At 58.3% G+C, this 25,830-nt stretch carries 20 protein-coding genes; 6 read left to right on the plus strand and 14 right to left on the minus strand.

Features of this window, described 5'->3' with window-relative positions; translation table 11 throughout:
- The first annotated feature begins 62 nt into the window (after nt 1–62).
- The 3 genes from ACOQOY_RS21550 (at nt 63) to ACOQOY_RS21560 (ending at nt 3,965) form a co-directional block, all read left to right on the plus strand.
- Nucleotides 63–677, plus strand: a complete 615-nt coding sequence (locus tag ACOQOY_RS21550; RefSeq protein ID WP_420587434.1) for a TRAP transporter small permease — start codon at nt 63–65, stop codon at nt 675–677.
- Nucleotides 674–1,966 carry a TRAP transporter large permease gene (locus ACOQOY_RS21555; protein ID WP_420587435.1) on the plus strand — a complete coding sequence of 431 codons (1,293 nt, stop codon included), beginning with the start codon at nt 674–676 and terminating at the stop codon, nt 1,964–1,966. The genes ACOQOY_RS21550 and ACOQOY_RS21555 overlap by 4 nt, the downstream gene beginning before the upstream one ends.
- A gap of 490 nt (nt 1,967–2,456) precedes the next feature.
- A complete protein-coding gene (locus tag ACOQOY_RS21560; protein ID WP_420587436.1) occupies nt 2,457–3,965 on the plus strand; it encodes an aldehyde dehydrogenase (NADP(+)) in 1,509 nt (502 codons plus the stop codon).
- Here ACOQOY_RS21560 and ACOQOY_RS21565 read toward each other — a convergent pair.
- Genes ACOQOY_RS21565 through ACOQOY_RS21575 form a run of 3 tightly spaced genes read right to left on the minus strand, consistent with a single transcriptional unit; the run spans nt 3,962 to nt 7,262 of the window.
- Nucleotides 3,962–4,993: a histone deacetylase family protein gene (locus ACOQOY_RS21565; RefSeq protein WP_420587437.1), complete on the minus strand. Its 1,032-nt coding sequence runs from the start codon at nt 4,991–4,993 to the stop codon at nt 3,962–3,964. The two genes, ACOQOY_RS21560 and ACOQOY_RS21565, sit on opposite strands and share 4 nt — an antisense overlap.
- 3 nt (nt 4,994–4,996) lie before the next feature.
- Nucleotides 4,997–5,926 carry a 3-keto-5-aminohexanoate cleavage protein gene (locus ACOQOY_RS21570; protein ID WP_420587438.1) on the minus strand — a complete coding sequence of 310 codons (930 nt, stop codon included), beginning with the start codon at nt 5,924–5,926 and terminating at the stop codon, nt 4,997–4,999.
- Between the two features lies 1 nt (nt 5,927).
- A complete protein-coding gene (locus ACOQOY_RS21575) occupies nt 5,928–7,262 on the minus strand; it encodes an aspartate aminotransferase family protein (RefSeq protein ID WP_420587439.1) in 1,335 nt (444 codons plus the stop codon).
- A gap of 108 nt (nt 7,263–7,370) precedes the next feature.
- Between ACOQOY_RS21575 and ACOQOY_RS21580 the strand changes: the two genes are divergently transcribed.
- Both ACOQOY_RS21580 and ACOQOY_RS21585 read left to right on the plus strand, forming a co-directional pair.
- Nucleotides 7,371–8,345, plus strand: a complete 975-nt coding sequence (locus ACOQOY_RS21580) for a LysR family transcriptional regulator (RefSeq protein WP_420587440.1) — start codon at nt 7,371–7,373, stop codon at nt 8,343–8,345.
- A 36-nt stretch (nt 8,346–8,381) separates the two neighbouring features.
- Nucleotides 8,382–9,212 (plus strand): carbon-nitrogen hydrolase family protein, encoded by an 831-nt coding sequence (locus ACOQOY_RS21585; RefSeq protein WP_420587441.1) that lies wholly within the window; start codon nt 8,382–8,384, stop codon nt 9,210–9,212.
- A 42-nt stretch (nt 9,213–9,254) separates the two neighbouring features.
- On the opposite strand, the gene ACOQOY_RS21590 is transcribed toward ACOQOY_RS21585, so the two are convergent.
- The 7 genes from ACOQOY_RS21590 to ACOQOY_RS21620 form a co-directional block, all read right to left on the minus strand.
- Complete coding sequence (locus ACOQOY_RS21590; RefSeq protein ID WP_420587442.1) at nt 9,255–10,262, minus strand: GlxA family transcriptional regulator; 1,008 nt, start codon at nt 10,260–10,262, stop codon at nt 9,255–9,257.
- Nucleotides 10,263–10,686: 424 nt separating this feature from the next.
- A complete protein-coding gene (locus ACOQOY_RS21595; RefSeq protein ID WP_420587443.1) occupies nt 10,687–12,090 on the minus strand; it encodes an L-serine ammonia-lyase in 1,404 nt (467 codons plus the stop codon).
- Between the two features lie 42 nt (nt 12,091–12,132).
- Nucleotides 12,133–13,395 (minus strand): serine hydroxymethyltransferase, encoded by a 1,263-nt coding sequence (gene glyA / locus ACOQOY_RS21600; protein ID WP_420587444.1) that lies wholly within the window; start codon nt 13,393–13,395, stop codon nt 12,133–12,135.
- Nucleotides 13,396–13,448: 53 nt separating this feature from the next.
- Nucleotides 13,449–13,976: a sarcosine oxidase subunit gamma gene (locus ACOQOY_RS21605; protein ID WP_420587445.1), complete on the minus strand. Its 528-nt coding sequence runs from the start codon at nt 13,974–13,976 to the stop codon at nt 13,449–13,451.
- A gap of 14 nt (nt 13,977–13,990) precedes the next feature.
- Nucleotides 13,991–16,993 (minus strand): sarcosine oxidase subunit alpha, encoded by a 3,003-nt coding sequence (locus ACOQOY_RS21610; protein ID WP_420587446.1) that lies wholly within the window; start codon nt 16,991–16,993, stop codon nt 13,991–13,993.
- Nucleotides 16,986–17,288 carry a sarcosine oxidase subunit delta gene (locus ACOQOY_RS21615; protein WP_420587447.1) on the minus strand — a complete coding sequence of 101 codons (303 nt, stop codon included), beginning with the start codon at nt 17,286–17,288 and terminating at the stop codon, nt 16,986–16,988. Before ACOQOY_RS21615 ends, ACOQOY_RS21610 begins: the two co-directional genes overlap by 8 nt.
- Before the next feature lie 10 nt (nt 17,289–17,298).
- Nucleotides 17,299–18,552: a sarcosine oxidase subunit beta family protein gene (locus ACOQOY_RS21620; RefSeq protein WP_420587448.1), complete on the minus strand. Its 1,254-nt coding sequence runs from the start codon at nt 18,550–18,552 to the stop codon at nt 17,299–17,301.
- A gap of 106 nt (nt 18,553–18,658) precedes the next feature.
- Between ACOQOY_RS21620 and ACOQOY_RS21625 the strand changes: the two genes are divergently transcribed.
- Nucleotides 18,659–19,642, plus strand: a complete 984-nt coding sequence (locus tag ACOQOY_RS21625) for a GlxA family transcriptional regulator (RefSeq protein ID WP_420587449.1) — start codon at nt 18,659–18,661, stop codon at nt 19,640–19,642.
- Nucleotides 19,643–19,768: 126 nt separating this feature from the next.
- Here ACOQOY_RS21625 and ACOQOY_RS21630 read toward each other — a convergent pair whose 3' ends face one another.
- From ACOQOY_RS21630 to ACOQOY_RS21645, 4 genes are read right to left on the minus strand one after another with little or no spacing between them, the layout of a single operon-like run.
- The gene (locus ACOQOY_RS21630) at nt 19,769–20,422 is read right to left on the minus strand and encodes a transglutaminase-like domain-containing protein (RefSeq protein WP_420587450.1); all 654 of its coding nucleotides are present in this window, start codon (nt 20,420–20,422) and stop codon (nt 19,769–19,771) included.
- 21 nt (nt 20,423–20,443) lie between these two features.
- Nucleotides 20,444–22,198 carry an acyl-CoA dehydrogenase family protein gene (locus ACOQOY_RS21635; protein ID WP_420587451.1) on the minus strand — a complete coding sequence of 585 codons (1,755 nt, stop codon included), beginning with the start codon at nt 22,196–22,198 and terminating at the stop codon, nt 20,444–20,446.
- An 8-nt stretch (nt 22,199–22,206) separates the two neighbouring features.
- Entirely contained in the window at nt 22,207–24,531 is a 2,325-nt protein-coding gene (locus ACOQOY_RS21640; protein WP_420587452.1) for a 3-hydroxyacyl-CoA dehydrogenase NAD-binding domain-containing protein, read from the minus strand.
- A 27-nt stretch (nt 24,532–24,558) separates the two neighbouring features.
- Nucleotides 24,559–25,752: an acetyl-CoA C-acyltransferase gene (locus ACOQOY_RS21645; RefSeq protein ID WP_420587453.1), complete on the minus strand. Its 1,194-nt coding sequence runs from the start codon at nt 25,750–25,752 to the stop codon at nt 24,559–24,561.
- Nucleotides 25,753–25,830: the final 78 nt, after the last annotated feature.

Below are 25,830 nucleotides of genomic sequence, written 5' to 3' on the forward strand. Positions count from 1 at the left end.
GTCGGCCCTTTCTCTACGCAACAATAAGCTCTACGCAACAATAAGAAATCGGGGGGACTAACATGTCGAATGACGCTCACAATCCGTCAGTGATTCCGACCGACGAAGACATCGCAAAACCGCAGAAAATTACCGACGAGCTTCCACCTATCATCGGCTACCCCATGAAACTGATCGCCTTTGTCATGAGGCAGATTGTCATGTTTTGCGGGTTCCTGATGGCCTTCACCTTTGGTGCCGTTGTTGTCATTCGATACGGTTTCAACGGGGACCTTTTCGCATACGAAGAATGGCTCTTGGGCTTCAGCATTGTCGGCTTTTTTGCCGGAGCCGTTTTGGCTTCTGCGCGGAACCTGCATATCAATGCGGACATCCTTGGCATCATGATCTCAGATCCCAAGAAGATCTGGTGGCGCAACCTCATCGTTCTGGTGATTGAATTGGTCGTCATCCTGTTCATGTTCTACGCCTGCTACGTCTCTTTGCTGGACGACTTTTCCTTCCCGCGTCTGCGTTCAACACCTGTGTTGCGCATTCCGTTCGTTACCTGGCGCATCGCAATCATGTGTGCGTTTGGTTTCATGGCTATGTTCACTGCGGCATACCTCTATGTGCACATCCGTAAGGGGCTTGGACTTCCCCTGAGATCCGAGACCCTTAAAGGAGCCGCAAAATGATCATTGCCGGAAGTCTCATCATCGTCTGCGTCATGCTGTTGCTTGGCGTAAGCGTATACATCGCGTTTGGCGCCGTTCTGATCTTTATCGCTTTGATCGGCGATATCTCGATGACGGGCTTTTTGCCGACGGGTGCCACGGGCATTCGATCGCTGGTTCTGCTCGCGATTCCGCTCTTCATGATTGCCGGTGGCGTCATGGAGAAAGGGAAGATCGCCGCTCCACTTGTCGCGCTGGCTGAGATGTTCATCGGCCACGTCAAAGGTGGACTGAACGCGGCATCCGTTCTGGCCTGCGGCGTGTTCGGCTCGATCTCGGGCAGTGCAAACGCGACGCTGACCTGCATCGGCGGTATCATGATGCCGCACCTGAAGAAGGCGAACTACCCGGGCGGGCAGTCGGCAGCATTGATTGTTTCGGCGGCACCTCTCGGACTGCTGATCCCACCAAGCGCATCGCATATTCTGTATGGCTGGGTGGCTCAGCAACACGTGCTTAAGTGCTTTTTGTCGACAGTCATTCCGGCAATCATCCTGATCAGCCTACTGATCGTCACCAACCAGTTCATGCTGCGCAAGTATCATGACATCAAGCTGACCGAACGCCCTGATCCCTTTATGCCAGCATTGCTGGGCAAAGGACGTTTGGCCGGTCCTGCATTGATGATGCCGGTGATCATTCTGGGTGGCATCTATGGTGGTGTCATGACACCGACCGAGGCCGCAGGCATCGCCGTGTGTTATGCGATCCCAGTTGCGATCTACTTCTACCGTGGTCTCACATGGAAGACGCTGGCTCAGACCATTCAGACTTCCGGTGTGACCATCGGCGTCGTTATGCTGATGATCTTCATGGTTCTGATCGTCTCGGACAACCTGATCGCACAAGGCGCGCCGCAACTGGCAAAAGACATGGTCTACTCGGTTTCGGAAAACCCGATTGTGATCCTGCTGATGATCAACGTCGTGATGATCCTGATCGGGATGCTGATGGACGATATCTCGGGCCTGCTGCTGGCAACGCCGATCCTGCTGCCGATCGCACAGAGCGTTGGCGTGGATCCGATCCACTTTGCAGCAATCATCGGTGTGAACCTTGGCATGGCCAACATTACACCGCCGACAGCTCCGTTGCTGTATCTTGGCGCCCAGATCTGTGACACGCCGGTTTCGCGCATGCTGTGGCCCACGCTGGTCTTCATCGTGTTCGCATGGCTGCCGACGCTGATGTTGACCACGTTTGTACCTCAGCTGTCGCTGTGGCTGCCTGACCTGCTGCTTGGCAAGTAAGACACGCGGAATAAAAAGCGAAAGGCGCCCGAAAATCGGGCGCCTTTTTCGTTTTTGGCCGGAGCCGGCCCTAGTGGCTAGGGCCTCCCCTGCAATGACTTTTCCTTAAGCCCCGCTGCGGCGCTTAGAGAATATAAAGCCACGAATGCAGAGCAACAAATGCTCCGGTAACCGCTACGACAGTTGCGATGCCCAAAGTGTCTTTTACAACGTTGTTCATTGTCCTGATCCTTTACAGGAGTTGATGTTACAAGTTGCCATTTAAGGGTTTTTTTCAGGCGTGAGTACTACCTATTCCTGCATTACGGCCCTGCAGGCCTTGCATAACATTGCTCGCACATGTTCACGCCTGCCTGGCTCTTGAGTGACGACGGCTGATCATCTCAACTTCTTGCGACCGCATGTACATAAACACCGGACGCCTTGCTTTCCCGTTCGGGCCACTCTATTGGATACAATATCCAAACAGGTTACGAAAAGCGAGGCTGAGATGAGCTTTACCCCCCATGGGAAACACCTCATTGCGGGAAACTGGGTTTCGGGCAGTGCAAGTTTTGCCTCCCAACCCGCAGTTGGTTCCGGACATACGTTTTCGTCCGGAAACGCAGAAGACGTGAATGCCGCAGTACAGGCTGCTGAGGACGCATTCTGGGAGTATGGTTATTCCTCTAGACAATCCCGCGCGGCCTTCCTGAACGCTATCGCCGATGAAATCGAAGCGCGCGCTGAGGCGATCACCGATATTGGCTCAAGGGAAACCGGCCTGCCTCAGGCCCGTCTTGAAGGCGAGCGTGGACGAACAACCATGCAGTTGCGCTTGTTTGCCTCTCACATTCTCGAAGGCGACTATCTGGACCACCGTCACGATGCCGCCCTGCCGGACCGGCAACCCCTGCCCCGCCCCGAGCTGACGACCTTCCAGCGTCCGATTGGTCCGGTCGCCGTGTTTGGGGCGTCGAACTTCCCGTTGGCGTTCTCCACCGCTGGCGGTGACACCGCTGCGGCGCTTGCCGCCGGATGCCCTGTTGTCGTCAAAGGGCACGCGGCCCATCCCGGAACCGGTGAAATCATTGCCGAAGCCATCGCTGCCGCGATCAGGACTTGCGGCGTTCACCCCGGCACCTTCAGCCTGATACAGGGCGAAACACAGGCTGTAGGCGCGGCTCTGGTTCAGCACCCACTGATCAAGGCCGTTGGGTTTACCGGCTCACTCGCAGGCGGGCGCGCGCTGTTCGATCTGTGCGCGGCACGCCCCGAGCCCATTCCGTTCTTTGGTGAACTGGGATCGGTCAACCCGATGTTCATTCTAGACAGCGCGCTGACGGCACGGGGTGAGGACGTCGCCAAAGGCTGGGCTGCCTCTCTGACCATGGGTGTGGGGCAGTTCTGCACAAACCCGGGCATTGCAATCGTGCGCTCGGGTGAAGCGGCAGAGGCATTTGCGGCCACAGCAAGCCAAGCTCTTGCCGACGTGGCATCCCAGACGATGCTGACCGACGGAATTGCGGCGGCCTATCGCAATGGCCAAAAACGGATCGCGGAAACGACCGGCGTGCAGGAACTGCTGACATCGATGTGCGACCAGCGCGACGCCTCCCCGTTCCTCTATCAGACCACCGCCAAAAACTGGCTGGCGAATGAGGAGCTGGCAGAAGAGGTGTTCGGGCCTTTGGGCATCATCGTCGTGGCCGAGTCCGACGCCGAGATGCGAGAGATTGCGCTGAGCCTGCAAGGTCAGCTGACCTGCACTCTGCATATGGACGCTGAGGATATGCCCGCGGCGCAAGCCTTGATGCCCATTCTGGAACGCAAGGCAGGCCGCATTCTGGCCAACGGTTTCCCAACCGGTGTCGAGGTCTGCGACGCGATGGTCCACGGCGGGCCATACCCCGCATCGACGAACTTTGGCGCAACTTCGGTCGGCACCTTGGCGATCCGTCGCTTCCTGCGCCCGGTATGCTATCAGAACCTGCCTGCTGAACTGATACCTCAGGGCTAAGCTGAAGCCGTCTCAAAACCTTGCAGGAAGGCGTGTAGATTGTCGCCAAGCGCGTCACATAAATACCCGCCTTCCTGAACAATCACTGTTGGCAGATCGAGCGCTGCCAGCATTCTGGCAATCTCAGCGAAGCCAGGCGTCGAAACGCTGAGCCCCCCGAACGGATCACCTTCGTAGGCGTCGAGGCCAAGCGCGATGACGATGGCACCGGGCGCAAACTGTTCGACCTGTACCAACCCCTCGCGCAGACCTTTGAGGAACCCCTCGTCACCGGTGCCGCGCGGCAGCGGGATGTTCAGGTTATATCCGAGACCTGCACCCTCACCCGTTTCATGCGCATGGCCCCAGAAAAACGGGTAAAACCGTGCGGGGTCTGCGTGGATGGACAGTGTGAACACGTCATCCCGCTCATAAAATATCCCCTGTGTCCCGTTTCCATGGTGCAGGTCAACATCAATAATCACCACGCGGTCATGGATTCGCCGCATAAGCTGTGCAGCGATGGCGCTGTTGTTCAGGTAACAGAACCCTCCGGCGAGATCGCTGAAACAATGGTGGCCCGGAGGGCGGCACAGCGCATATGCCATCCGGTCGCCATCAAGCACGGCCTGAGCGGCGGACACGGCACAGTTCGCAGACCAACGCGCGGCCTCCCACGTATATGCGCCGATGGGGCATGACATGTCGGTGATATGAAAACCCGCTTGCGCCACCGCGGAGAGCGGATAGCTGGCTGTGCGTTTGTCCGGGTGTACGTTCGGAAAAATCTCTGGGGCGGCGTCCGGGATACGGGACCAGCGTTCATAGACCGTGGACAAGAATTTCAAATAGGCTGGGCTGTGAATAGCTGCGATTGGCGACAGGCCATGATCCTCGGGCGCATGGACCTCGTGACCACCCGCGGCGACTCCGGCCAACAAGCGGTCCAACCGCTCGGGCGTTTCGGGGTTGGGCTGCATGACGCCGTTTACCAAAAAGCCGCTGGGATTGTGTTGGCCTTGTCGGTCCTGATCACAAAACACTTTCATTCGTCAAAACCCCACCTTGTCTGCACCCTTGAGACCCAGTATCGCGCGGGTCTCGGCGGGCGTTGCGATGTCATATCCCAGCTCTTCCAGAATTCTGCGGATTTTCCTGACCTGCTCGGCATTGCTTGTGGCCAATTGCCCCCGGTTGATCATCAAACTGTCCTCAAGACCCACACGCACATGCCCGCCCAGAATGGTGCTCATGGTGCCAAGCGCCATCTGCTGCCGTCCGGCGGCAAGGGTGGAAAACTCGAACGCGTCACCCAGCAACCGGTCTGCCGTTTCCTTGAGATACATCAGGCTGTGCGGGCTGGCGTCGATCCCCCCCAGCACGCCCATGACGAATTGAAGAAACACCGGCGGCACAATCTGTTTCTGCTTCAAGTAAAAAGCGATTGTCTGGATATGGCCCACATCATAGCATTCGCACTCAAACCGCGCCCCGGCCTCGTCTCCCAGCATCCGAAACACGGTTTCTATGTCGTGAAACGTGTTCTTAAAGACTGTGTCACGGGTGTTTTCCAGAAATTGTTCTTCCCAATCATGGGTCCAGTCGGAATACCGCTCTTTCATCGGGAACAGGCCAAAGTTGATCGACCCCATGTTGAGCGAACACATCTCGGGCGCAAGCTCTGCCGGGGCCGACAGACGCTGTTCGACACTCATCTGCGAGCTGCCACCAGTGGTCAGATTGATGACCGCGTCCGTGGAGTCCTTGATCCGGGGCAGGAACTGACGAAAGACATTGATATCCGCACTGGGATGCCCGGTTTCCGGGTCACGCGCATGCAGGTGCAGAACCGAGGCCCCTGCTTCGGCCGCTTCGATGGCGGAGGTGGCGATTTGTTCTGGCGTTACCGGCAAATAAGGGCTCATGCTCGGTGTGTGGATCGAGCCTGTTACGGCACATGTAAGGATGATCTTGCGGGCCACGTCAGTGCTCCAATCCAAATTCGCGGGCAAAGGCAGATAGACTATCATCGAGGATGGACACGATCTCATCAATCTGAGGTTTGGTGACGATCATCGGCGGGCAGACAAGGAAATGGTCGCCTTCGACCCCACCCCGCGTTCGGCGTGAGTAGGTGATCAGGTTGCGGTCGTAGCACAGTTCGACGAACCGCTCATACGCGTTCCACGTTTTTGGCAAAGGCGCCATTGTTTCGCGGTCTGAGACCAGTTCGAATGCGGTCAGCAGACCCTTACCACGGGCATCCCCGATAAAGGCGTACCGGTCCATCAAGCCTTCGAGCCCGGCCATCAGGACATCCCCCATGGCTCGCGCGTTCGCCATCAGATCAAGCCGGTCAATTTCTTGCAGAACCGCCAGTCCCGCCGAGCAGGCAAGCGGATTGCCCGCGTAGGTGTGACCATGGGCAAACCCACCCGCGTTGAGGACGGTGTCGACCATCGCCTCATCGGCGATCATCGCCCCAAGCGGCGCATACCCCGCGCCAAACCCTTTCGAGAGCGCAACAAGATCCGGCCTGACCGCCCAATGGTCTGAGGCCAGAAACGCACCGGTTCGCCCGGCACCGGACATCACTTCGTCCATGATCAGAAGAACGCCGAATTCATCGCAAATCTCGCGCACCCTGCCGTAATAGCTGTCCGGCGCGACCAGTGCCCCGGTCGAGGCCCCGCCAACAGGCTCCATCGCAAAGGCAAGAACCGTCTCGGGGCCTTGCGCGATGATCTCGTCGCGCAGCATCTCGGCATATTTCAGCCCCCGGTCGTGATCCGAGAGGTTGTCGCGGTCCAGGTAACACGTCGGCGCCGGGATTTTCGGCATCTCCTTGTAAAGCGGTGCGAACGCATCTGTCAGCGGCCCATAGCCGGTGATAGCCAATGCCCCCAGAGTTGACCCGTGATAGGACGGAAAGCGCGAGATCACTTTCCATCGGCTGTCATTGCCCGAAGCAACCGCCCATTGCCGGGCAAACTTTACACAAGATTCAACCGCCTCTGACCCGCCGGACACGAAGAACACCTTGTTCAATCCCTCGGGCGTGCGCTCGGCTATCGCCGTGGCAAGGTTTTCCGCTGGGGCGTTTTCGAAATGCAGCCGATAGGCAAAGGTCGCGCTGTCCATTTGCGCCTTCATCGCGGCAAGAACCTGAGGGTTGGAATGACCGATATTACTGACCATCGCGCCCGAAGACCCGTCGATAAAACGCTGGCCGGACTTGTCCCAGATATAGATCCCTTCGGCGCGTTCGACCTCGGGTCGGCGCGCGCGGCTCTGGTAGAACAGATTTGATGTCCTCACGGGTCTTCTCGCTTTGATATCCGAAAGTGGGGGGTGTTTTGCAAAGACTGTGTTAGAACGCGCCATGGATCAAATAGATAATATGAGCGTGTGTTATTGATGAAATCAATGAAACCGATAGCTGATCAGGACGAAGTGATCCGGCAACTGGACTGGAACCTGCTGCGCACGTTCATGTTTGTAGTTCAGGACGGCAGCATCACACTTGCCGCGAAACGGCTGATGCGGCGTCAACCTTCCGTCAGTCAGGCGCTTCAACGGTTAGAGGCGCAAATCGGCACCGTGCTCATAGATCGCAGCCCATCGCATTTTCGCGTCACTCCGGCGGGACAGGCTTTGTATCAGGAGTGTCTTGAGACCTTCGGCAGTCTGGCGCGCGCCATCCAGACAGCGCAAGGCACCGAGGATACAGTGACCGGCACAGTCAGGCTTGCCTTGCTCAGCCGTGTCGAAAACGCGTTCTTTGACGACGTGCTGGCAGAATTTCACCGCCAGTTCCCCGAAGTCCAGTTTGACATTGAGGTCATGTCGAGCAAGGGCGTGCGCGAGGCTGTATTGGCCAAAACCGCATCCCTCGGGGTGTGCCTTGTGAATGATGCGCAACCCAATCTGGAAACTGACATTCTGTACCGGACCTACTTTGGCTTCTATTGCGGCCCCAGTCACCCATTGTTCGGAAAAGACAGCTTATCGCTGGACGACTTGCGGGATCACACATCGGTTTCGTTTCGCACCGACCATTTATGGGATGCCTTGCGCCCCGTGGCCTTGCTGCGCGCGCAGCACAAATTGGACAACATGGTGATCGGCTATACGTCAGATCTGGACGAGGCCCGACGGATGATCACCGCGGGGCTTGGGTTCGGACCCCTGCCCGTTCATATTGCCGAGAAACATGTCGCCACCGGCAAGCTCTGGCGGTTGCCGCCCTACGAAAACAGTCTTGCAATAGATATTCACTTGGTTCACCACAGAACGGCGCGCCTCAGCCGGGCTGAGAGCGCGCTTTTGAACCTGTTCCAGACACGGCTAAACGCGACCTCGCTCGCCGAACGCAGCAACACGCCCGATCTGGATAACTGAAGACCAAACCGCGTTTCCGCGATAGAAGGCAAGACAATGAACTCGGATGACACCCTGTCCCTGTTGGCGTGCCAAATTGACATTCCAGCCACTGAATCTGCTGCCGCGCGGGATGAACATCTTGCAGACTCCAGCCGGAAAGTGCGCGCCCAGCTCAGCGCACAACCTGCCGATCTTGTGGTTCTGCCCGAGCTGTCCAGCACCGACTACTCGCGTGCGGCGTTTGACCGTCTGGATGAAATTGCGGAACCGTTGGATGGGGCTTCTTTCCAGACATGGCGTGCTGTCGCCATGGAGCATCGGTGCCATGTGTCTTACAGCTTTGCGCGTCAGGGACAGGCGGGTACTCATATCTCGATTGCCGTCGTCGCGCCGGATGGCAGCCTTGTGGGACACTACGACAAACTTCACCTCTGCCAGTATGGCGCATCTATGGAGAAGGAGTATTTCGTAGCGGGCGATCATATTTTTACGTTCAATATCAAGAGTTTCAAGATTTCCCCAATCATTTGTTACGATATTCGGATACCGGAAATGTCCCGCTCGCTGACCCTGAAACACGGCGTCGATCTCATACTGCACTGTGGGGCCTATTATCGGGACGAATCCTTTGAGACGTGGCACAGCTTTGCGACAACCCCCGCGATGGAGAACCAGACTTTCTTCCTGTCCCTGAACCGCGCGGGACCCACTTGGGGCAATTCGATATTCTGTGAGCCCTGGATGGATGAAAACACGCAACCCGTCCGATTTGCGGAAACGGCCGAGGATTTCCGCCGTCTGACAGTCACCAAGGACAGGCTACAGCAGGCCAGAGAGTCCTATTCATTCCTGACAGACCGTTTGCCAGATTACGATGTGCTTTAAGGATGGAATACGCATCGCCAACCAAACAGAAACGCCCCAAAACTAAGTCCGCCAACTCCGCTTGTATTTTGACGGCGAGATTCCATATTTCCTTTTAAAATGCGCAGAAAAAGACGCCGAATTTCCGAACCCCGTTGCAGTGGCAATGTCGATGAGCCGCATATTTGAGATTGACAGCAACTTGCTTGCCCGGGCCAGTCGGATGTCATTGTAAACCTTCGCCGGGGGCTTGCCGGCGTATCGGTTGAACAATCGCTCTAACTGACGAATAGAAACTCCGACCCTTTCTGCAATCTCTTTGGTGGAAAGCGGGTTTTCCACCTCGGCTTCCATGATGTCAACTGCGTGGGAAATGAAGGTATTTCTGCTCTCGGATACACTGGAGAATACCGTTCTCTGAGGCGTGTCATCACTGTTCACACGCAGATGCAGGCACATATCCGCAACGATACTGGCCAAGCGCGTGCCGTGGTCCCGCTCGATCATGTTCAGTATCATGTCGGTTGCGGCAACCCCTCCGCCGCATGTCATCAGGGTCCCGTCGATTTCATACAGGTTTGAGGTCGGGCTCAGATCATGAAACAGCTCGCGGAAAACGCCCTGGTATTCCCAATGCAGCGTAAAGTTCTTGTCGTCCAATAACCCGGCACTAGCCAAAGCGAACGCGCCAGTGCAAATCCCGCCGATCTTACAACCACGTGTCACCTGTCGACTGATCCAGGCGATCACATCCTTGCTGATGTTGTTTTGCGGTTCATTGCCCGAGCAGATGAAAACCTGACTTCCTGCGCGGGCATCAACCCGGCCAAAATTGGGGGTGATCGGCACCCCGTTCGAGCACAAGACCGGCGTGTCTTCTTCTGCGACTGTGACCCAATTGTATAGCTGTTTCCCGGTGATCTGGTTGGCAATTCGCAACGGTTCAATCGCCGAGCTAAAAGCGAGCATGGTCAGGTTCGGCAGCAAGAAGAAGTACACGTCTTTCGGCTCATCGTCATAGATGATTGGAAAAATTGCCGGTGTCTCTACATGTCTTGCATTGTCTTGCACTTGCCAGCAGTCCTTTGTTGCGTTCCCTAACAGCGACTACGAAACACGGTCGGCAAACCGCCGCGATTTCATCATGGCGATGAAACACCCATAGGCTTGGAGCGGCGTGCAATTCATTGGGAGGGGAGAGGGAATTGCACGCCGCCAAAGGTCTGGGGCGACCTTTTCAGCTTCTGATCAGAGCCCCAGAAACAGTTCCAACGGCAAATGTTAAGCCCGCGGAATGTAGGTGGTGATCAGTAGTCTCGGAGTCCACGCGATTACGATCATGAACCAGTCATTTCAGTTTTTACGATGATCCTCCTCATCGGGTCAGGCGGAGTATCGTTTCATTGTGATGGTTCATTTAAGACAGAACGCGGGACTGTAGATATTACGATTCCGCAGCTACCGTGTAAATTTGCGCAAAGCTCTTTCTGTCAACTCAGCATTCAGGAAGGTTGACCGCCAACCCTCCCAGCGACGTTTCCTTGTAGCGGTTGCTCATGTCCAAACCGGTCTGGCGCATTGTCTCGATGCAGTTGTCCAGCGGCATGAAATGGCTGCCATCGCCGCGCAAGGCCAGGGATGCCGCCGACACAGCCTTGATCGCACCCATTGCGTTGCGTTCAATGCACGGGACCTGAACCAGCCCGGCAACCGGGTCACAGGTCATACCCAGATGATGCTCCAACGCGATTTCGGCGGCGTTCTCGATCTGCTCATTAGTCCCGCCCAAAGCAGCACACAAACCGGCCGCTGCCATCGACGAGGCCGAACCGACCTCACCCTGACAGCCAACCTCGGCCCCGCTGATCGAGGCGTTCAGTTTGATCAGCGCCCCGATGGCGGAGGCGGTCAGCAGAAAGTCGCGCTCACCTTCTTGTGTAGCGCCAACACAGTGTTCGCGATAGTAGCGCAGAACCGCAGGGACCACGCCCGCCGCGCCATTCGTCGGCGACGTGACCACACGACCACCGGCTGCGTTCTCTTCGTTCACAGCCAGCGCATAGACCGACATCCATTCATTTGCGGTGTGCGGTTGTTTGAGGTTGCTGTCGCGTTCAGCAATCAGCTTTTCGTGCAGATCAGCCGCGCGGCGTTTGACGTCCAAACCACCGGGTAGGATGCCTCGTTCTGTCAGGCCGCGGTCAATGCAGCTGTCCATGGCTGCGATGACGTCGTCGATCTGCTGGTCAACCGCCTCTTGGCTCAGATGCGCGACCTCGTTGTCGTATTTCATCTGCGCGATGGTTTTGCCGGACCGCTTCCCCATCTCCAGCATGTCCGCCGCATGAATGAACGGATGCGGATAATGCCATTCCTTCGGAATCTCTGGCGCGGAGTCGCCTTCCTCGGCACGTTGTGCCTCAAGCTCGGCCTCGGTCAGGACAAAGCCACCGCCGATTGAGTAATAGACCTCAGAAAACACAGTATTGCCATCGGCATCCTCCGCCCAGAGGCGCATCCCGTTGGCGTGACCGGGCAGGTTTTCGTCATAGTCAAAGATCACATCCTGATCGGGTGCGAATTGCACCCGGCCCAGATGATCGTTGAATATGGTCCCTTCGGCCTGAATACGCGCCAGTTCGCGTTCTGCCTGATCCGGGTCAAGCGTGGCCGGAACGAAACCGGCCAACCCAAGGATGACCGCACGGTCAGTCGCGTGGCCTTTGCCGGTGAACGCCAAGGACCCGTGCAGCGAGGATCGTAAACGATGCACCTCGCCTTTTTCAACGCGCCCGGACAGCTGTTGCAGAAACTCTGCCGCCGCTGTCATCGGACCCATTGTATGAGAGCTCGACGGGCCGATGCCGATCTTGAAGATGTCGAAGATACTCAGAAACATTTCTATCTCCTGTCAGTTCAGACGCATCAGCCCCGGCACGGGTTACCCGTAGATCGGGAACCGGGCGCAGAGCGCGTTGACCTCGGCGCGGACGCTGGCCTCGATCTGCGGATCGCCTTCGCCAGCCGTCTCCGCCAGCCCGTCGATTACGCGCAGTACCATGGTGCCGATCTGGCGGAACTCGTCTTCGCCAAAGCCACGGGTGGTTCCCGCCGACGAACCCAGACGGATGCCCGAGGTGACGAATGGTTTTTCCGGATCGAACGGGATCGAGTTCTTGTTGCAGGTCAGACCTGCGCGCTCCAGCGCCGCTTCAGCCGCCTTACCGGTCACGCCTTTGGGGCGCAGGTCGACCAGAACCATATGCGTGTCGGTGCCGCCGGAAACGATGCCCAGCTGACCGTCGATCAAAACATCGCTCAGCGCGCGGGCGTTGGCAATGACATTCGCGCAGTAGGTCTTGAACTCGGGCTGAAGCGCCTCGCCAAAGGCCACCGCCTTGGCGGCGATAACGTGCATGAGGGGGCCACCCTGATTTCCCGGGAACACGGCCGAATTGAATTTCTTGGCCAGTGCCTCGTCATTGGTCAGGATGATCCCGCCACGGGGTCCGCGCAGAGTTTTGTGCGTGGTCGAGGTCACAACATGCGCGTGCGGTACAGGGTTGGGGTACTCACCAGTTGCAACCAGACCGGCATAGTGGGCCATGTCGACCATCAGATAAGCACCAACCTCATCGGCAATGGCGCGGAAGGCGGCAAAGTCGATCGGGCGCGGATAGGCCGACGCACCAGCCAGGATCAGCTTGGGCTTGGTTTCCAGCGCCTTGGCGCGGACTTGCTCCATGTCGATCAGATGGGTTTCAGGATCAACCTCATAACTGACCGGGTTGAACCACTTGCCCGACATGGTCACGGGGGAGCCGTGGGTCAGGTGACCGCCATGAGCCAGCGACATGCCCAGGAAAGTGTCGCCCGGTTGCAGCAGCGCCAGAAACACCGCCTGGTTCGCCTGTACCCCGGAATGAGGCTGAACATTTGCGTAACCCGCGCCGAACAATTCTTTCAGGCGGTTCACGGCCAGATCTTCGACCGTATCAACATGCTCGCACCCGCCATAGTAGCGGCGGCCGGAATAGCCTTCGGCGTATTTGTTGGTCAGGACGGACCCCTGAGCCTTCAGAACAGCCTCGGACACGATGTTTTCGGAGGCAATCAGTTCGATCTGATCCATCTGGCGGGTCAGTTCAGCGTTGATCGCTTCTTCAATTTCGGAGTCGCTGGGAATCGAGACAGCAATAGACATATCGGGGGCCTCCCAATTGTAAGTTTCAGTCGATTTTAGGGGTGTGCCGAGGGTCAGAGACCCACGGCAAGTTCGGTTTCGCCGACGCTCAGCAACTGGCGCACATGCGGGTAGAACGAACGCCACACATAAATGCGGAACGCGTTCTCACCCTCGCGCAGCAGCACGACCTGAGCGGTGTCGAACACTGTCCGCGTGCCACGGCCAACCGCAATGGCGCTCAGATCACGTGGGCAGGAGGTGTTGATCAGCGCGGCAGCGTCTGCACCCGAGATCGACAGACCAAGTTCGCGGAACGACACGTCGACAAGGCTGTGGATCGCGGCCTCATAGACGTCTTCGCCCGCTTTGCGGATCGCGGGGCGATCTTCGTCAGAACAGAAGATCGTCCATTCGTCCGGGCCAAGGCAGATCGCCTTGCGGCCACCGGCCTCGACCACATCACCGATGCGGGTCGGCAGGTCCAACGCCAGCGCTTTGCCAACAGCAGCCAGATTGTCCGAGCGGCAACGCAGGCTGAATTTGCCTTCAAAGGGCAGATCCTGCACCTGCAGGTCCGATTTTTGATTGAGCTGAGTCATATCTTCTGCCCTTCTCAGAGATTGATCCGCGATCCGTCAGGATCGTAGAAATTGGTTCCGGTGACTTTCGCGGTGAAGGTCTTGCCGGGCATCGGGATGTCGACGGTTTTGCCGTCACGCCCAAAGCCGCCCTCGACAACTGCCATGGCAATCGACCGGTTCAGCGCCGCGCTCCAATAGGACGAGGTGACGTGACCGATCATCTTGGCCGGGATCGCGGTGTCGCCATGCTCGACGATCTGCGCGCCCTCTTCCAGAACGGTATTCGGGTCGTCGGTCAGCAGGCCAATCAGCTGTTTGCGGTTCTCGACCAGCATGTCAGGACGATCCAGCGAGCGTTTGCCGACGAAGTCCGGTTTCTTCTTGCCGATAGCCCAAGTCAGACCGGCATCCGCAGGGGTGACCGTGCCGTCAGTGTCCTGACCGACAATGATATAACCCTTCTCGGCCCGCAGAACGTGCATGGTTTCAGTGCCATAGACGCAGACGTCGTATTTCTGACCTTCTGCATGCAGCTTCTCCCACAGTGCGCGACCATGCTGAGCTGGTACGTTGACTTCAAAGCCCAACTCGCCGGTAAAGCTGATGCGGAACAGACGCGCTTCGAACCCTGCGACGGTGCATTCCGACACCGACATATGCGGGAACGCTTCGCCCGAGATGTCCATGCCTTCGACAAACGGCTCAAGCACTTTGCGCGCGTTGGGGCCGTTCAGAGCGATGGTTGCCCATTGCTCGGTCGTCGAGGTCAGCCAGACGTTGAGGTCAGGCCATTCGGTTTGCAGGTAATGCTCCATCATGGTCAGAACACGCGCCGCGCCACCGGTGGTGGTGGTGACGTGGAAGCAATCCTGGCTCATGCGGCCGATTACACCATCGTCACGGATGAACCCGTCTTCGCCCAGCAGCAGGCCATAGCGGCAGCGGCCGATGCCCAGCTTGGTCCAGGGGTTGGTGTACATCCGGTTCATGAACTCGGCGGCATCGGGGCCAACGACCTCAATCTTACCCAGCGTCGACGCGTCGAACATACCCAGCGAGTTCCGCGTTGCCGCGCATTCGCGGGCCACGGCGGCGTGCATATCCTCGCCCTTCTGCGGGTAATACCAAGCACGGCGCCACAGCGCGACCGGCTCGAACTCTGCGCCGTTTTCTTCGGCCCAGCTGTCGATGGGGGTCTTACGGGTCACTTCGAACAGGCCCTCTTTGTGGTAACCTGCAAAGGTGCCGAAGGTGGTGGGCGTGTAAGGCGGACGGAAGGTGGTCAGACCAACCTTGGGGGCCGGGCGGTCAAGCTGGTCAGCAGCCACTTTCAGGCCGTTCATATTTGCCATCTTGCCCTGATCGGTCGCCATACCATTGGTGGTAAAGCGCTTGATGTGCTCGATTGAGCGCATCCCGTGTTTTACGGCCAGACGAATGTCCTTGGCGGTCACGTCGTTCTGGAAGTCAGTAAACGCACGCGCCGTTGCAGCATTGGCATCGGTCGGCAGTTCCTTGACTGCAAGCCCAGTGCCCGGACGATCCTTGGCAACGGTAAAGGCTGCCTCTTGCGCACCCAGACCCAACGAAGTCAGTGCAGCATTGGCCGCAGCAACACCGTCATCAACCGCGCTCTGCTGACCCCAGTGGCCGCGACCGGCCCCTGCGATGTGGCATCTCTCGGTCATTTCGCCGGGCAGGAAGACGCCCTGCTGTTCGTCCCACACAAGGCTACCCTTGGTGTGCGAGAACAGGTGCAGCGAGGGGGTCCAACCGCCGCTCATCAGTACTGCGTCACAATCGACAACCTTTGCCCCGGTGGGTTTGCCCGCACCGTTCTGCTTGGCAATCCGCAGACCTTTGACGCGCAGACGGCCTTTGGCGTGGGTGACGGTGTGGTCCAGATAGACGTCGATATTGCGCTGTTTAGCAGCCTCGACCAAGGCGGCGTCTACGGCGGCGCGTACATCAACAATGGCAGAGACCTTGGCACCGGCATCGGCCATGTCAAACGCGGCGTACCAGGCGGAGTCGTGGCTGGTGGCAACAGCAACATTGCGACCAACCAGAACGCCGTAACGGTTCAGATAGGTCTGCGCCGAACCGGCCAGCAGAACGCCGGGGCGGTCATTGCCGTCGAACATCAACGGACGTTCCAGCGCGCCCTGCGCCAACACGACTTCTTTCGACCGTACACGCCACATCCGTTCGCGCGGAGCGTCTTTTGGGACGTCGGCCAGGTGGTCGGTCAGCTTTTGCGCCAGCGCGACCATGTTCTCATGGTAATAGCCAATCGCAGTGGTCCGGGTCAGGATCTGGACGTTGGATTTGCCCTCCAGCTCGGCACGGGCCTTTTCGACCCACTCACCTACAGCAACGCCGTCGATCTCGATCGCGTCCTCGGTCAGCAGCGATCCACCCAATTCCGGGTTCTCGTCGACCAGCACAACCTGCGCACCGCTGCGCGCAGCAGTCAGTGCAGCGGCCAGACCAGCGGCACCCGAGCCGACGATCAGCACGTCGCAATGCGAATAGCGCGAGGCATAGGTGTCGGGGTCAATCTCGGTCGGCGAAACGCCAAGACCGGCAGCACCGCGAATGAACGGCTCATAAACTTTATCCCAGAAGGATTTCGGCCACATGAAGGTTTTGTAGTAGAAGCCCGCCGCGAAGAATTTATACAGCTTGTCGTTCACCTCACCAATGTCAAAGGCCAGCGAGGGCCATTTGTTCTGGCTGGTGGTTTGCAGACCGTCATAGATTTCCTGCACGGTTGCGCGGGTGTTCGGTTCGAACTGATCTTTGGTGCCGCGAGAGGTGCCTATCAGGGCGTTGGGCTCTTCCGAACCCGCAGTGACCGGGCCACGCGGGCGGTGGTATTTGAACGACCGGCCCATCAGGTGGACGCCATGCGCCAGCAAGGCGGACGCAACGGTATCGCCTTCAAAGCCGCTATAGGTCTTACCATCAAAGGTGAAGTTGACGGTTTTCTGACGGTTGATCCGTCCTTTGTTTGCGACGCGGAACTCAGCCATTGATCTTTTCCTCGTTCAGGTCCACGGGGCAAGGTTCGCCCATCTTGTAGGTCGCGATGATTTTGTCGGTGACGGTGTCGCGCACGACATTGAAGTACCGACCACAGCCATGGGCATGACGCCATTGTTCAGCATGAAGACCGCGCACGTTGCGGCGGGTGAAAAGGTAGTCCTTCCACTCACCATCATTCAGCGTCGAGGGGTCCTCGGGGCGCTCAAGGTGCGCCTCGCCTGCGTATTCGAACTCGAGTTCGGGGAAGTATTCGTCGCAATAGGGGCAGCGAATCAAAAGCATGTCACACCTCTTAGTGGGCAACAGCCGCAGCGGCGGCTTCATCAATCAGGCGTCCGGTTTCAAACCGCGACAGCGAGAACGGGGCGTTGATCGGGTGTGGTTCATCCCGCGCAACGGTATGGGCAAAGGTGTGCGCCGCACCCGGCGTCGCCTTGAAGCCACCTGTGCCCCAACCGGCGTTCAGATACAGGCCACCAACGGGGGTCTTGCTGACAATGGCCGAACGGTCGGGGGTCACGTCGACGACACCACCCCATTTGCGCAGCATCCGCATCCGGCGGAAAATCGGGAAGACCTCGCAGATCGCAGCCAGAGTGTGTTCGATCAGCGGCAGACCACCACGCTGCGAATACGAAACATACTGGTCCGTACCCGAACCAATCACCAGCTCGCCCTTGTCGGACTGGCTGAGATAGGCGTGAACCGCGTTCGACATCACAACGCCGGGGAAGATCGGTTTGATCGGCTCGCTGACCAGCGCTTGCAGCGGGTAGCTTTCCAGCGGCAGACGTACGCCTGCGGTCTCCATGATCGGTGTGGTGTTGCCAGCAACCGAGACAGCAACTTTCTTGGCGCGCACGAAACCACGAGCGGTTTGGACACCCATGACATTACCATTGGCATCGCGGCGAATTTCAGTAACCGGGCAGTTCTGAACGATATCCACACCACGCGACGCAGCGGCACGGGCATAACCCCAAGCCACGGCGTCGTGGCGCGCAGTACCCGCGCGTTGCTGGAAGGCCGCGCCCATCACCGGGTAACGCGCGTTTTTCGAAATGTTCAGCGGCTCACATTTGGCCTTGGCCTCTTCCGGGGTCAGCCAGACGTTGTCGACACCGTTCAGACGGTTGGCGTGGACGTGGCGCTTGAAGCTTTGGACGTCATGCACGTTATGTGCCAGCATCATCACGCCGCGCTGCGAGAACATCAGGTTATAGTTCAGTTCCTGGCTCAGCCCATCCCACAGGTCCAGCGCGTGATCGAACATCCGTGCGCTTTCGTCATACAGGTAGTTCGAGCGGATGATGGTGGTGTTCCGGCCAGTGTTGCCGCCACCCAGCCAGCCTTTTTCGATCACCGCAACATTGGTGATGCCATGTTCCTTGGCCAGATAATAAGCCGTGCCAAGGCCATGCCCACCGGCACCGATGACCACAACGTCATAGCTGTCCTTCAGTTCGGCATCAGGCCACTGCGGCTGAACATTGCGATACCCGGTAAGGGCATCACGAACGATTGATAGAGCGGAATACTTTTGCACGGCTGCCTCCTAGATCAGATGGTTGCCTAATCCAAAACGAGCTTTTAACCTTGTAAAGTTGCGCAGCACTCGTGGTATTTTTGCGCACGCAAGCGGTAAGGATCTCATGGCGGACGGACAGACCCCATCAAACCGGCAGCTTTCCATCGGCTTCATCCTGGCCGATCGCTTCACGCTGACCGCATTTTCCAGCTTTGTGGATGTGCTGCGACTCGCGGCAGATGCGGGCGACAGCAGTCGCCCGATCCGGTGTAAGTGGCGCATCCTGTCCCCCGATCTTGAACCGGTCCACGCCAGTTGCGGCCTACGTATTTATCCGGAAGACCGCTTTGGCGATCCCAAGGATTTTGACTACATCGTCGTGGTCGGCGGGCTGGTTGAACATATCGAATCCAAGAACATCGAGTTCAACAAGTTCCTGCAAAAGGCGGCCGCGGCGCGCGTCCCTTTGGTGGGGCTGTGTACCGGCAGTTTCATTCTGCACGATGCGGGATTGATGGACGGCTATAAATGCTGCGTCAGCTGGTTTCACAGAGCGGATTTTCTGGAACGTTTTGAAGGGCTTGAGCCGGTCTCGGATCGAATATACGTCGTGGATCGAGATCGGCTGACCTGTTCAGGTGGCAGCAGTGCGGCACATCTGGCGGCCTTTATTGTCGAAAAACACATCGGTCGAAGGTATGCCCGAAAAAGTCTGAGCATCCTGATCGTCGATGAGGTGTATGACGGCGGCAAGGCGCAACCCAATCTGCCCCTGCAACTGTCCACGCAAGACAACCTTTTGCAGCGCGCTTTGGTCATCATGCAGCAAAACCTTGAGAACGGCATCAAAATCTCAGACCTGGCGAGCACGCTCAGGATGAGCCGTCGGACACTGGAAGGGCGATTCAAAAAAGAACTCGGGCTGACGCCGTATGAGGTGATGAACCTGATCCGGGTCGAAAAGGCCAAGGACCTGCTGATCAACACACAAGATTCCGTGTCCGAGATATCCCTCAGCACGGGCTTCTGCGATTCGTCTCACATGTACAAGGTCTTTATGCAGCGCGAAGGCCGCCCGCCATCGGCTTTCCGCAAACAGGCGTCGTGATCTTGTATACTCAAACCGAGCCGCTTCGGTCGTGAACACAGATCAGGTAGCAGAGTTCCCGGAAAGGCGAATTGATTCTTCGACCCGACATTCGTACAGCGCATTGAAAATCAATGCACCCTGACCCTAGGCCACTTCGAAAAAGCCGGGCTGATAATAGTTTTGAAAATCATCGCTTATTCGCGTGATCGGCAAGTCGGTCCAATGGCCATGATCCTTCAGATAACTCATCCGAAGATTTCTCTCAGCATCGTATTCCTGCAACAATGCGTTGGACTGCCCGTCAAACTCGGTCGGGGCTGCGCCCATCTTTTCGCAAAGCTCTTTGTTAAAGGCCGGAACTGCTTTGACCCATTTACCATTTAGGAACATCGTCGCATAGCCGTGATGCATGAACACATTTCGCCCTTGCATGGCCTGCTCCATCTTCGGTGTTGTGAAATGGTTGACCACATCGCTGGTGCCGATGACCGCCGGGATTCCGACCCCACGCAAACACGCCACCAACAGCGAAGCCTTGGGAATGCAAAAGGCCGCCTTTCGCGCCACCACATCACTGGCGCGAAAGCGGTCCGGGTCGATGGAAACACCGTACATATCATACCGAACCTGATCGCGGACAGCGTAGAATAGGCGGATGGCCTGCTGAACCGGATCCGTTTCCCCCCCGACCGCATCTTTGGTGAATTGCTCCACCTCTGGATGGTCGAAGTCGAAGAATGACGTCGGATGAAGGGCTTCATCCGACAGTTCAGGGTCTCCGTATGGCATGTATCTCATGTTATTGCGCCTTTCTCAGGGCTACAGCAGCAGCTCCTCGTGCAGATCGCCAAGGATGCCTTCGCCACATGCGATGACCTGCTCCAGGGCAAACACCTCGCTCAGCAATGTGTTTGCAAAGAAACACAGATCGGTACGGAACCGGCGATGATGCGGTGCGGTTTGCCCTTTTGCAGCCAACGTTACTTTGCCAAGATAGGCGCAACCTGCAACCAGCGAGAATTGACGCAGAGCCGCAGTGGCGATGGACTGGCTCGCCAGACCTCGATTGGACAAACGGTATTCCGCGATCTTGATCTGTGACCGTTCGAGCGCGGCAACCGCATCCGTCAGCTGACGCCCGGCACGGGCTACGACTTCTGTATCCGATTGGCTCAGATCCTTCGCGACATCCGAGAAGCTGCGGACAAGGCCGATGATCTCTTCATCAGGGATGATTGCCAGCTTGCGCCCGACGAAATCGAGCGCCTGAATTCCGTTGGTGCCCTCATAAATCGTGGTCACACGCGCATCACGCCAGACCTGAGAGATGCCTGTTTCCTCGACCACGCCCATGCCGCCATGGATCTGAATGCCAAGGCTGCCGGATTGGATACCGCTGTCGGTACAGAACGCCTTGGCGACCGGGGTCAGCAGATCGGCTTTCGCCTGCGCACTGGCATTACCTGCGCGCGCTTGGTCGATGGCATCGCCCAGTTCCAGCGTTATGCAGCGCCCCGCACTGGCCAATGCGCGCATGGTCAGCAGCATGTTCTGCACGTCTGGATGGGCGATGATGCCCGGCTCATGCGCCAACGGTCCAGAGCCTTTGCCCTGCTTGCGTTCTTTCGCGAACTCAAGCGACTTTTGAAAGGCCCATTCAGACGCGCCGACACCTTGCGTTGCCACCGCCATCCTTGCGTTGTTCATCATGGTGAACATCGCCATCAGACCCTTATGAGGCTGACCGATCAGCCAGCCCCGGCTGTCACCGCCTTCGCCAAACTGCATGACGCAGGTGGGCGAGGCGTGCAGACCGACCTTTTCCTCGATGCCAACGCATTTGACGTTGTTCGGAGTCAGGCCACCATTTTCGGGCACGTTCTTCGGCACCACAAACAGCGACAAGCCGCGTGACCCGTCGGGCGCATCCGGCAGGCGCGCCAGCACCAGATGCACGATGTTCTCGGCCAGATCGTGATCGCCGTAAGAGATAAATATCTTGGTGCCGGACACGGCGTAAGACTCATCACCCAGCGGCACGGCCTTGGTCTTCACCCCACCCAGATCGGACCCCGAGGCAGGCTCGGTCAGCGCCATGGTCGCGGTCCATTGACCCGAGACCAGTGGCGGCAGGTAGGTTTGCTGCAATTCCTCCGAGGCATGGGCCTCGATGGTTTCCGCGGCGCCCACGGTCAGCAGGTTGCCCATGACAAAGCCCAGCGATCCGGTGTGCCAGAACTCCAGTGCCGCTGAATACAGCGCGGAAGGCAAGCCCTGACCGCCCCACTTCTCGGGCAGGTTCAAGCCAACCCAACCGTCTTCGATAAACTTGTCGAACGCGGCTTTGTGGCCGGGTCCGGTGATGACTCCGCTGCCATCATGGCGCGCACCATTCTGGTCCAGTTCGCCATTCAGCGGCACCAGAATCTCGGACGCATAGCGCCCGGCCTCGGTCAGGATGGCCTGGGCAAGGTCACGATCGACCCCGCCCTCGGCCTCATCCCCGATGAGGCTGGTGCAATGCTCAAGATAGAAAAGCGCGTCCTCGACCGGAGGCGTATAGTTCCAGCTCATGTCAGCCCTCAGTTCTTTAGCGGTTTGTTGGTGGCCAGCATGTGCTTGAGGCGGGCCTGAGTCGTCTCTTGCTGCGCCAAGGCCAGCATCGCGCGACGCTCCAGCGCCATATAGGCCAGTTCATCGCAGCCCGCGCCCTGCGGCAGGTTCATCCCGGCCACAACAGCTGCGATCTCGCGGCAGATTTTCAGATCGGTGGCAGAGAACTCACCTTTGTCCACGCGGCTTTGGGCAAAGGCCACAAGCAGCTCATAAAGCGAGCTTCCACCAGCCGAGATCGTGGCCCGAACCGGTGCGGTATAGCCCTTGCTTAGTTCGATTGCTTTGGCCTTGGCCGCCGACAGCAATCGGTCGCGGTTCATCACGATGGTATCGGTCTGGCGCAGCAGACCGAGATCGCGGGCCTGCAAAGCGGAGCCGGATGTCTGGCAGCCGATCACAGCCTTGAACGCATCCTCGGCTCCCGCCATTGCATCGCCGCTGCGCTGCTGATGGCGCAGCACCAGTTGCGTGACACCGCCCCAACCGGGCAGAATGCCCACATTGCGCTCGGGCAGACCGGCATACAGCTCGGAATGGGCCACAACATGATCGGTGTGAATCGAGAACTCGGCACCACCGCCCAAAGCCAGCCCCCCGGCTGCGGCAACCACCGGGAAATCGGCGTATTTCAGATTGTGCAGCGCCTGCTGGCCCGAGGCGACAAAGCCATCCAGACCGTCCCAATCCTGACGGTCCACGAACTCCACAAACACATCCAGACGTGCGCCCGCCGAGAAGGCACGGGCATTGTCGTTGCCGATCACCAGACCGTTGAAGCCCGACTTCACCACGTCGATGGCCTGCGCCATCATGGCCGTTGCATCCGGGTCCAGCGCGTTCATCTTGGTGTGAACCTCTAGGCAGGCGATGCCGTCGCCCAGATCCCAGATCGAGGCCGAGCCATTGCCCGCAACCTTGTCCGAACCCTTCTTGATCGAAGCCAGCGTCAGCACGCCATCAGCCGGTTTCACGGCCTGCAGACCGCCACCGGCTTTCTGCATCTGACCCTCAGCCGGGTAGAAACCGCCATTTTTCGCCGCCTGACGCAGCAGGGCGGGAATGGCGCGGCCTTCGGATTCCATCCGTTCCACGATCCATGCCGCCCCAACCTGATCAGCCAGCGCAAACGGGCCTTTCTTCCAGTTGTAGCCAAGCTGCATCGCCAGATCGATATCACCGATGTTTTCGGCAATCTCACCGGCGATCTCAGCCGAGTATGCGACGAAGTTCGACAGAACCGACCACGCATATTGCGCGCCCTTGTCGTCATGGCTGCACAGCGCCTTCAGGTCCTTCCAATCGGCCAGACAGGGCAGATCGGCGGTGCCTGCCGCGCGATATTCGACGGTGTTCAGGTCCAGAACCTCATTCACCCGCTCGCCCGCTGCGTTCTTGCGGCGATAGAAGCCGCCGGGTCCAAAGCGACCGGTCAGGCCCTTGTCCAGCATCGCCGCAAAAGTCTTGTCCTGCGTAATGTCAAAATTGCGATGATCGTCCGCAGCCGGCAGAGTCTTCATGAAGCTGCCCCAGACCAGCGGCACCAGTTGGACGCCGACAAAGTCGAACAGGCCAAAGATACCAGTGCGCGGGATGCCGAACGGGCGGCTCATTACGGCGTCGGTCTCCTCGACAGTCAGGCCCAGTCGGAATGCCTCCATCGACGCGACGGACATCCAGTAGTTGCCAACACGGTTGGCGATGAAACCCGGCGTGTCGAAGCACATGATGTTCGACTTGCCTAGCAGGTGGTCGTTGATCGCATCAATCCGCGCTACAACCGCCGGATCGGTGTTTTCGTTCGAGACGATCTCGAGCAGTTTCATGATCCGCGGCGGGTTGAAGAAGTGCGTGACCACGAAGTCGCGCGCAAACCGCTCGCCCTGCCCTTCGGTCAGATCAGCGAGCGGAATGGTCGAGGTGTTCGAGGACACGATTGACCCATCCTTGCGGGCGGTCTCAACACGCGCATAGAGATCGCGTTTGATCTGCAAATCTTCGAACACAGCTTCGACAATCCAATCCGCCTCAGCGATGCGGTCGAAGTTATCCTCGACATTGCCGGTGCGAACGCGCGCGGTCAGATCGGGATGCATGAAGCCACCCGATTTCAACTGACGCTCAACACCGATCTTGGCCAGCTTGTCGCGGTCATCTGCGCCTTCGGGCACGATATCCAGCAGATCAACCTCGATCCCGGCATTGGCAAGATGCGCCGCAATGCCCGAACCCATCGAGCCCGCGCCGATCACGGCCGCGCGCTTGAGGCCCAGAGTTTCAGCCCTGTTTGCCATTTTAATAGGGTCCTGTGCTGTCATCTCTCAGCCCTCCACGTTCGCAAGGTTTTCGATGACCAGCGCGATGCCCTGACCGCCGCCGATGCACATGGTGACCAGGCCATACCGACCGCCGGTACGCTTGAGTTCGTACAGCGCCTTGGTGGTCAGGATCGCTCCAGTCGCGCCCAGCGGGTGACCTAGAGCAACCGCGCCTCCATTCGGGTTCAGTTTGTCTTCGGGGAAGCTGAGCCCATCGGCGACCGAGATCGCCTGCGCCGCAAAAGCTTCGTTCGATTCAATGATGTCCATGTCGTCCAGCGTCAGGCCCGCACGCTCCAGCGCAATCGGAACCGCCTTGACCGGGCCAATGCCCATGATCTCGGCAGGCACACCAGCCAAACCCCAGCTCAGCACTTTGCCGATGGGGGCCAGATTACGCTCTTCGACAACCTCGCCCGAGGCCAGCACAACACATGCGCCGCCATCATTGATGCCCGAAGCGTTGCCCGCAGTCACCGAGCCTTCTTTGCGGAAGGCGGGTTTCAGACCGGCAAGAACCTCCAGCGAAGTGTCAGGCTTGGGGTATTCATCGCGCGCGAAAGTTACCGTGCCCTTACGGGTTTTGACCTCGACCGGTACGATCTGCTCGTCAAACCGGCCCGCCTCAATCGCGGCGCAGGCTTTGTTTTGGGAGTTCAGGGCGTATTCATCCTGACGCTCACGGGTGATCTGGTATTTCTCGGCGACGTTTTCGGCGGTGTCGCCCATCGCGCCGTGACCAAACGGGTCGGCCAGCGTGTTGGTCAGCCAGTCATAGACATAGCCGTTGCCCATTTTCTTGCCGAACCGCATGCCCTCAACGGCCAACGGCGCGCGGCTCATGGCCTCCGCCCCACCTGCGATGGAGATCTTGCTCTCACCGTTCTGAATCATGGTTGCAGCAGTCGCAATGGCCTGCGCGCCCGAGCCGCACAGACGGTTGACCGTCAAACCCAGCGCCTCATCTGGGCAGCCTGCCTCTTTGACCACGGTACGACCCAGAAACAGGTCGGGCGCTTCGGTCGGGATCACTGTACCAAAGACCGAGTTGTCGACATCCGCAGGTTCCAGCCCCGCGCGTTCAATTGCCGCCTTTGCTGCGAAAGTACCCAGTTCGGTCGGCGTAAAGCCGGACAGGCTGCCGCCGAATGAGCCAATAGCGGTACGGGCCGCACTGAGGATATAGATATCAGTCATGATCAGTTCCGTTTCATCTGTCTGGATGTAAGAAGCACCCCACCGAACCGGTGTTCGGAGAGGCATCAGTTAGAAAAA

Origin of the sequence: Ruegeria sp., assembly GCF_965221235.1 — a bacterium.
In the GTDB taxonomy this organism is placed as follows: domain Bacteria; phylum Pseudomonadota; class Alphaproteobacteria; order Rhodobacterales; family Rhodobacteraceae; genus Ruegeria.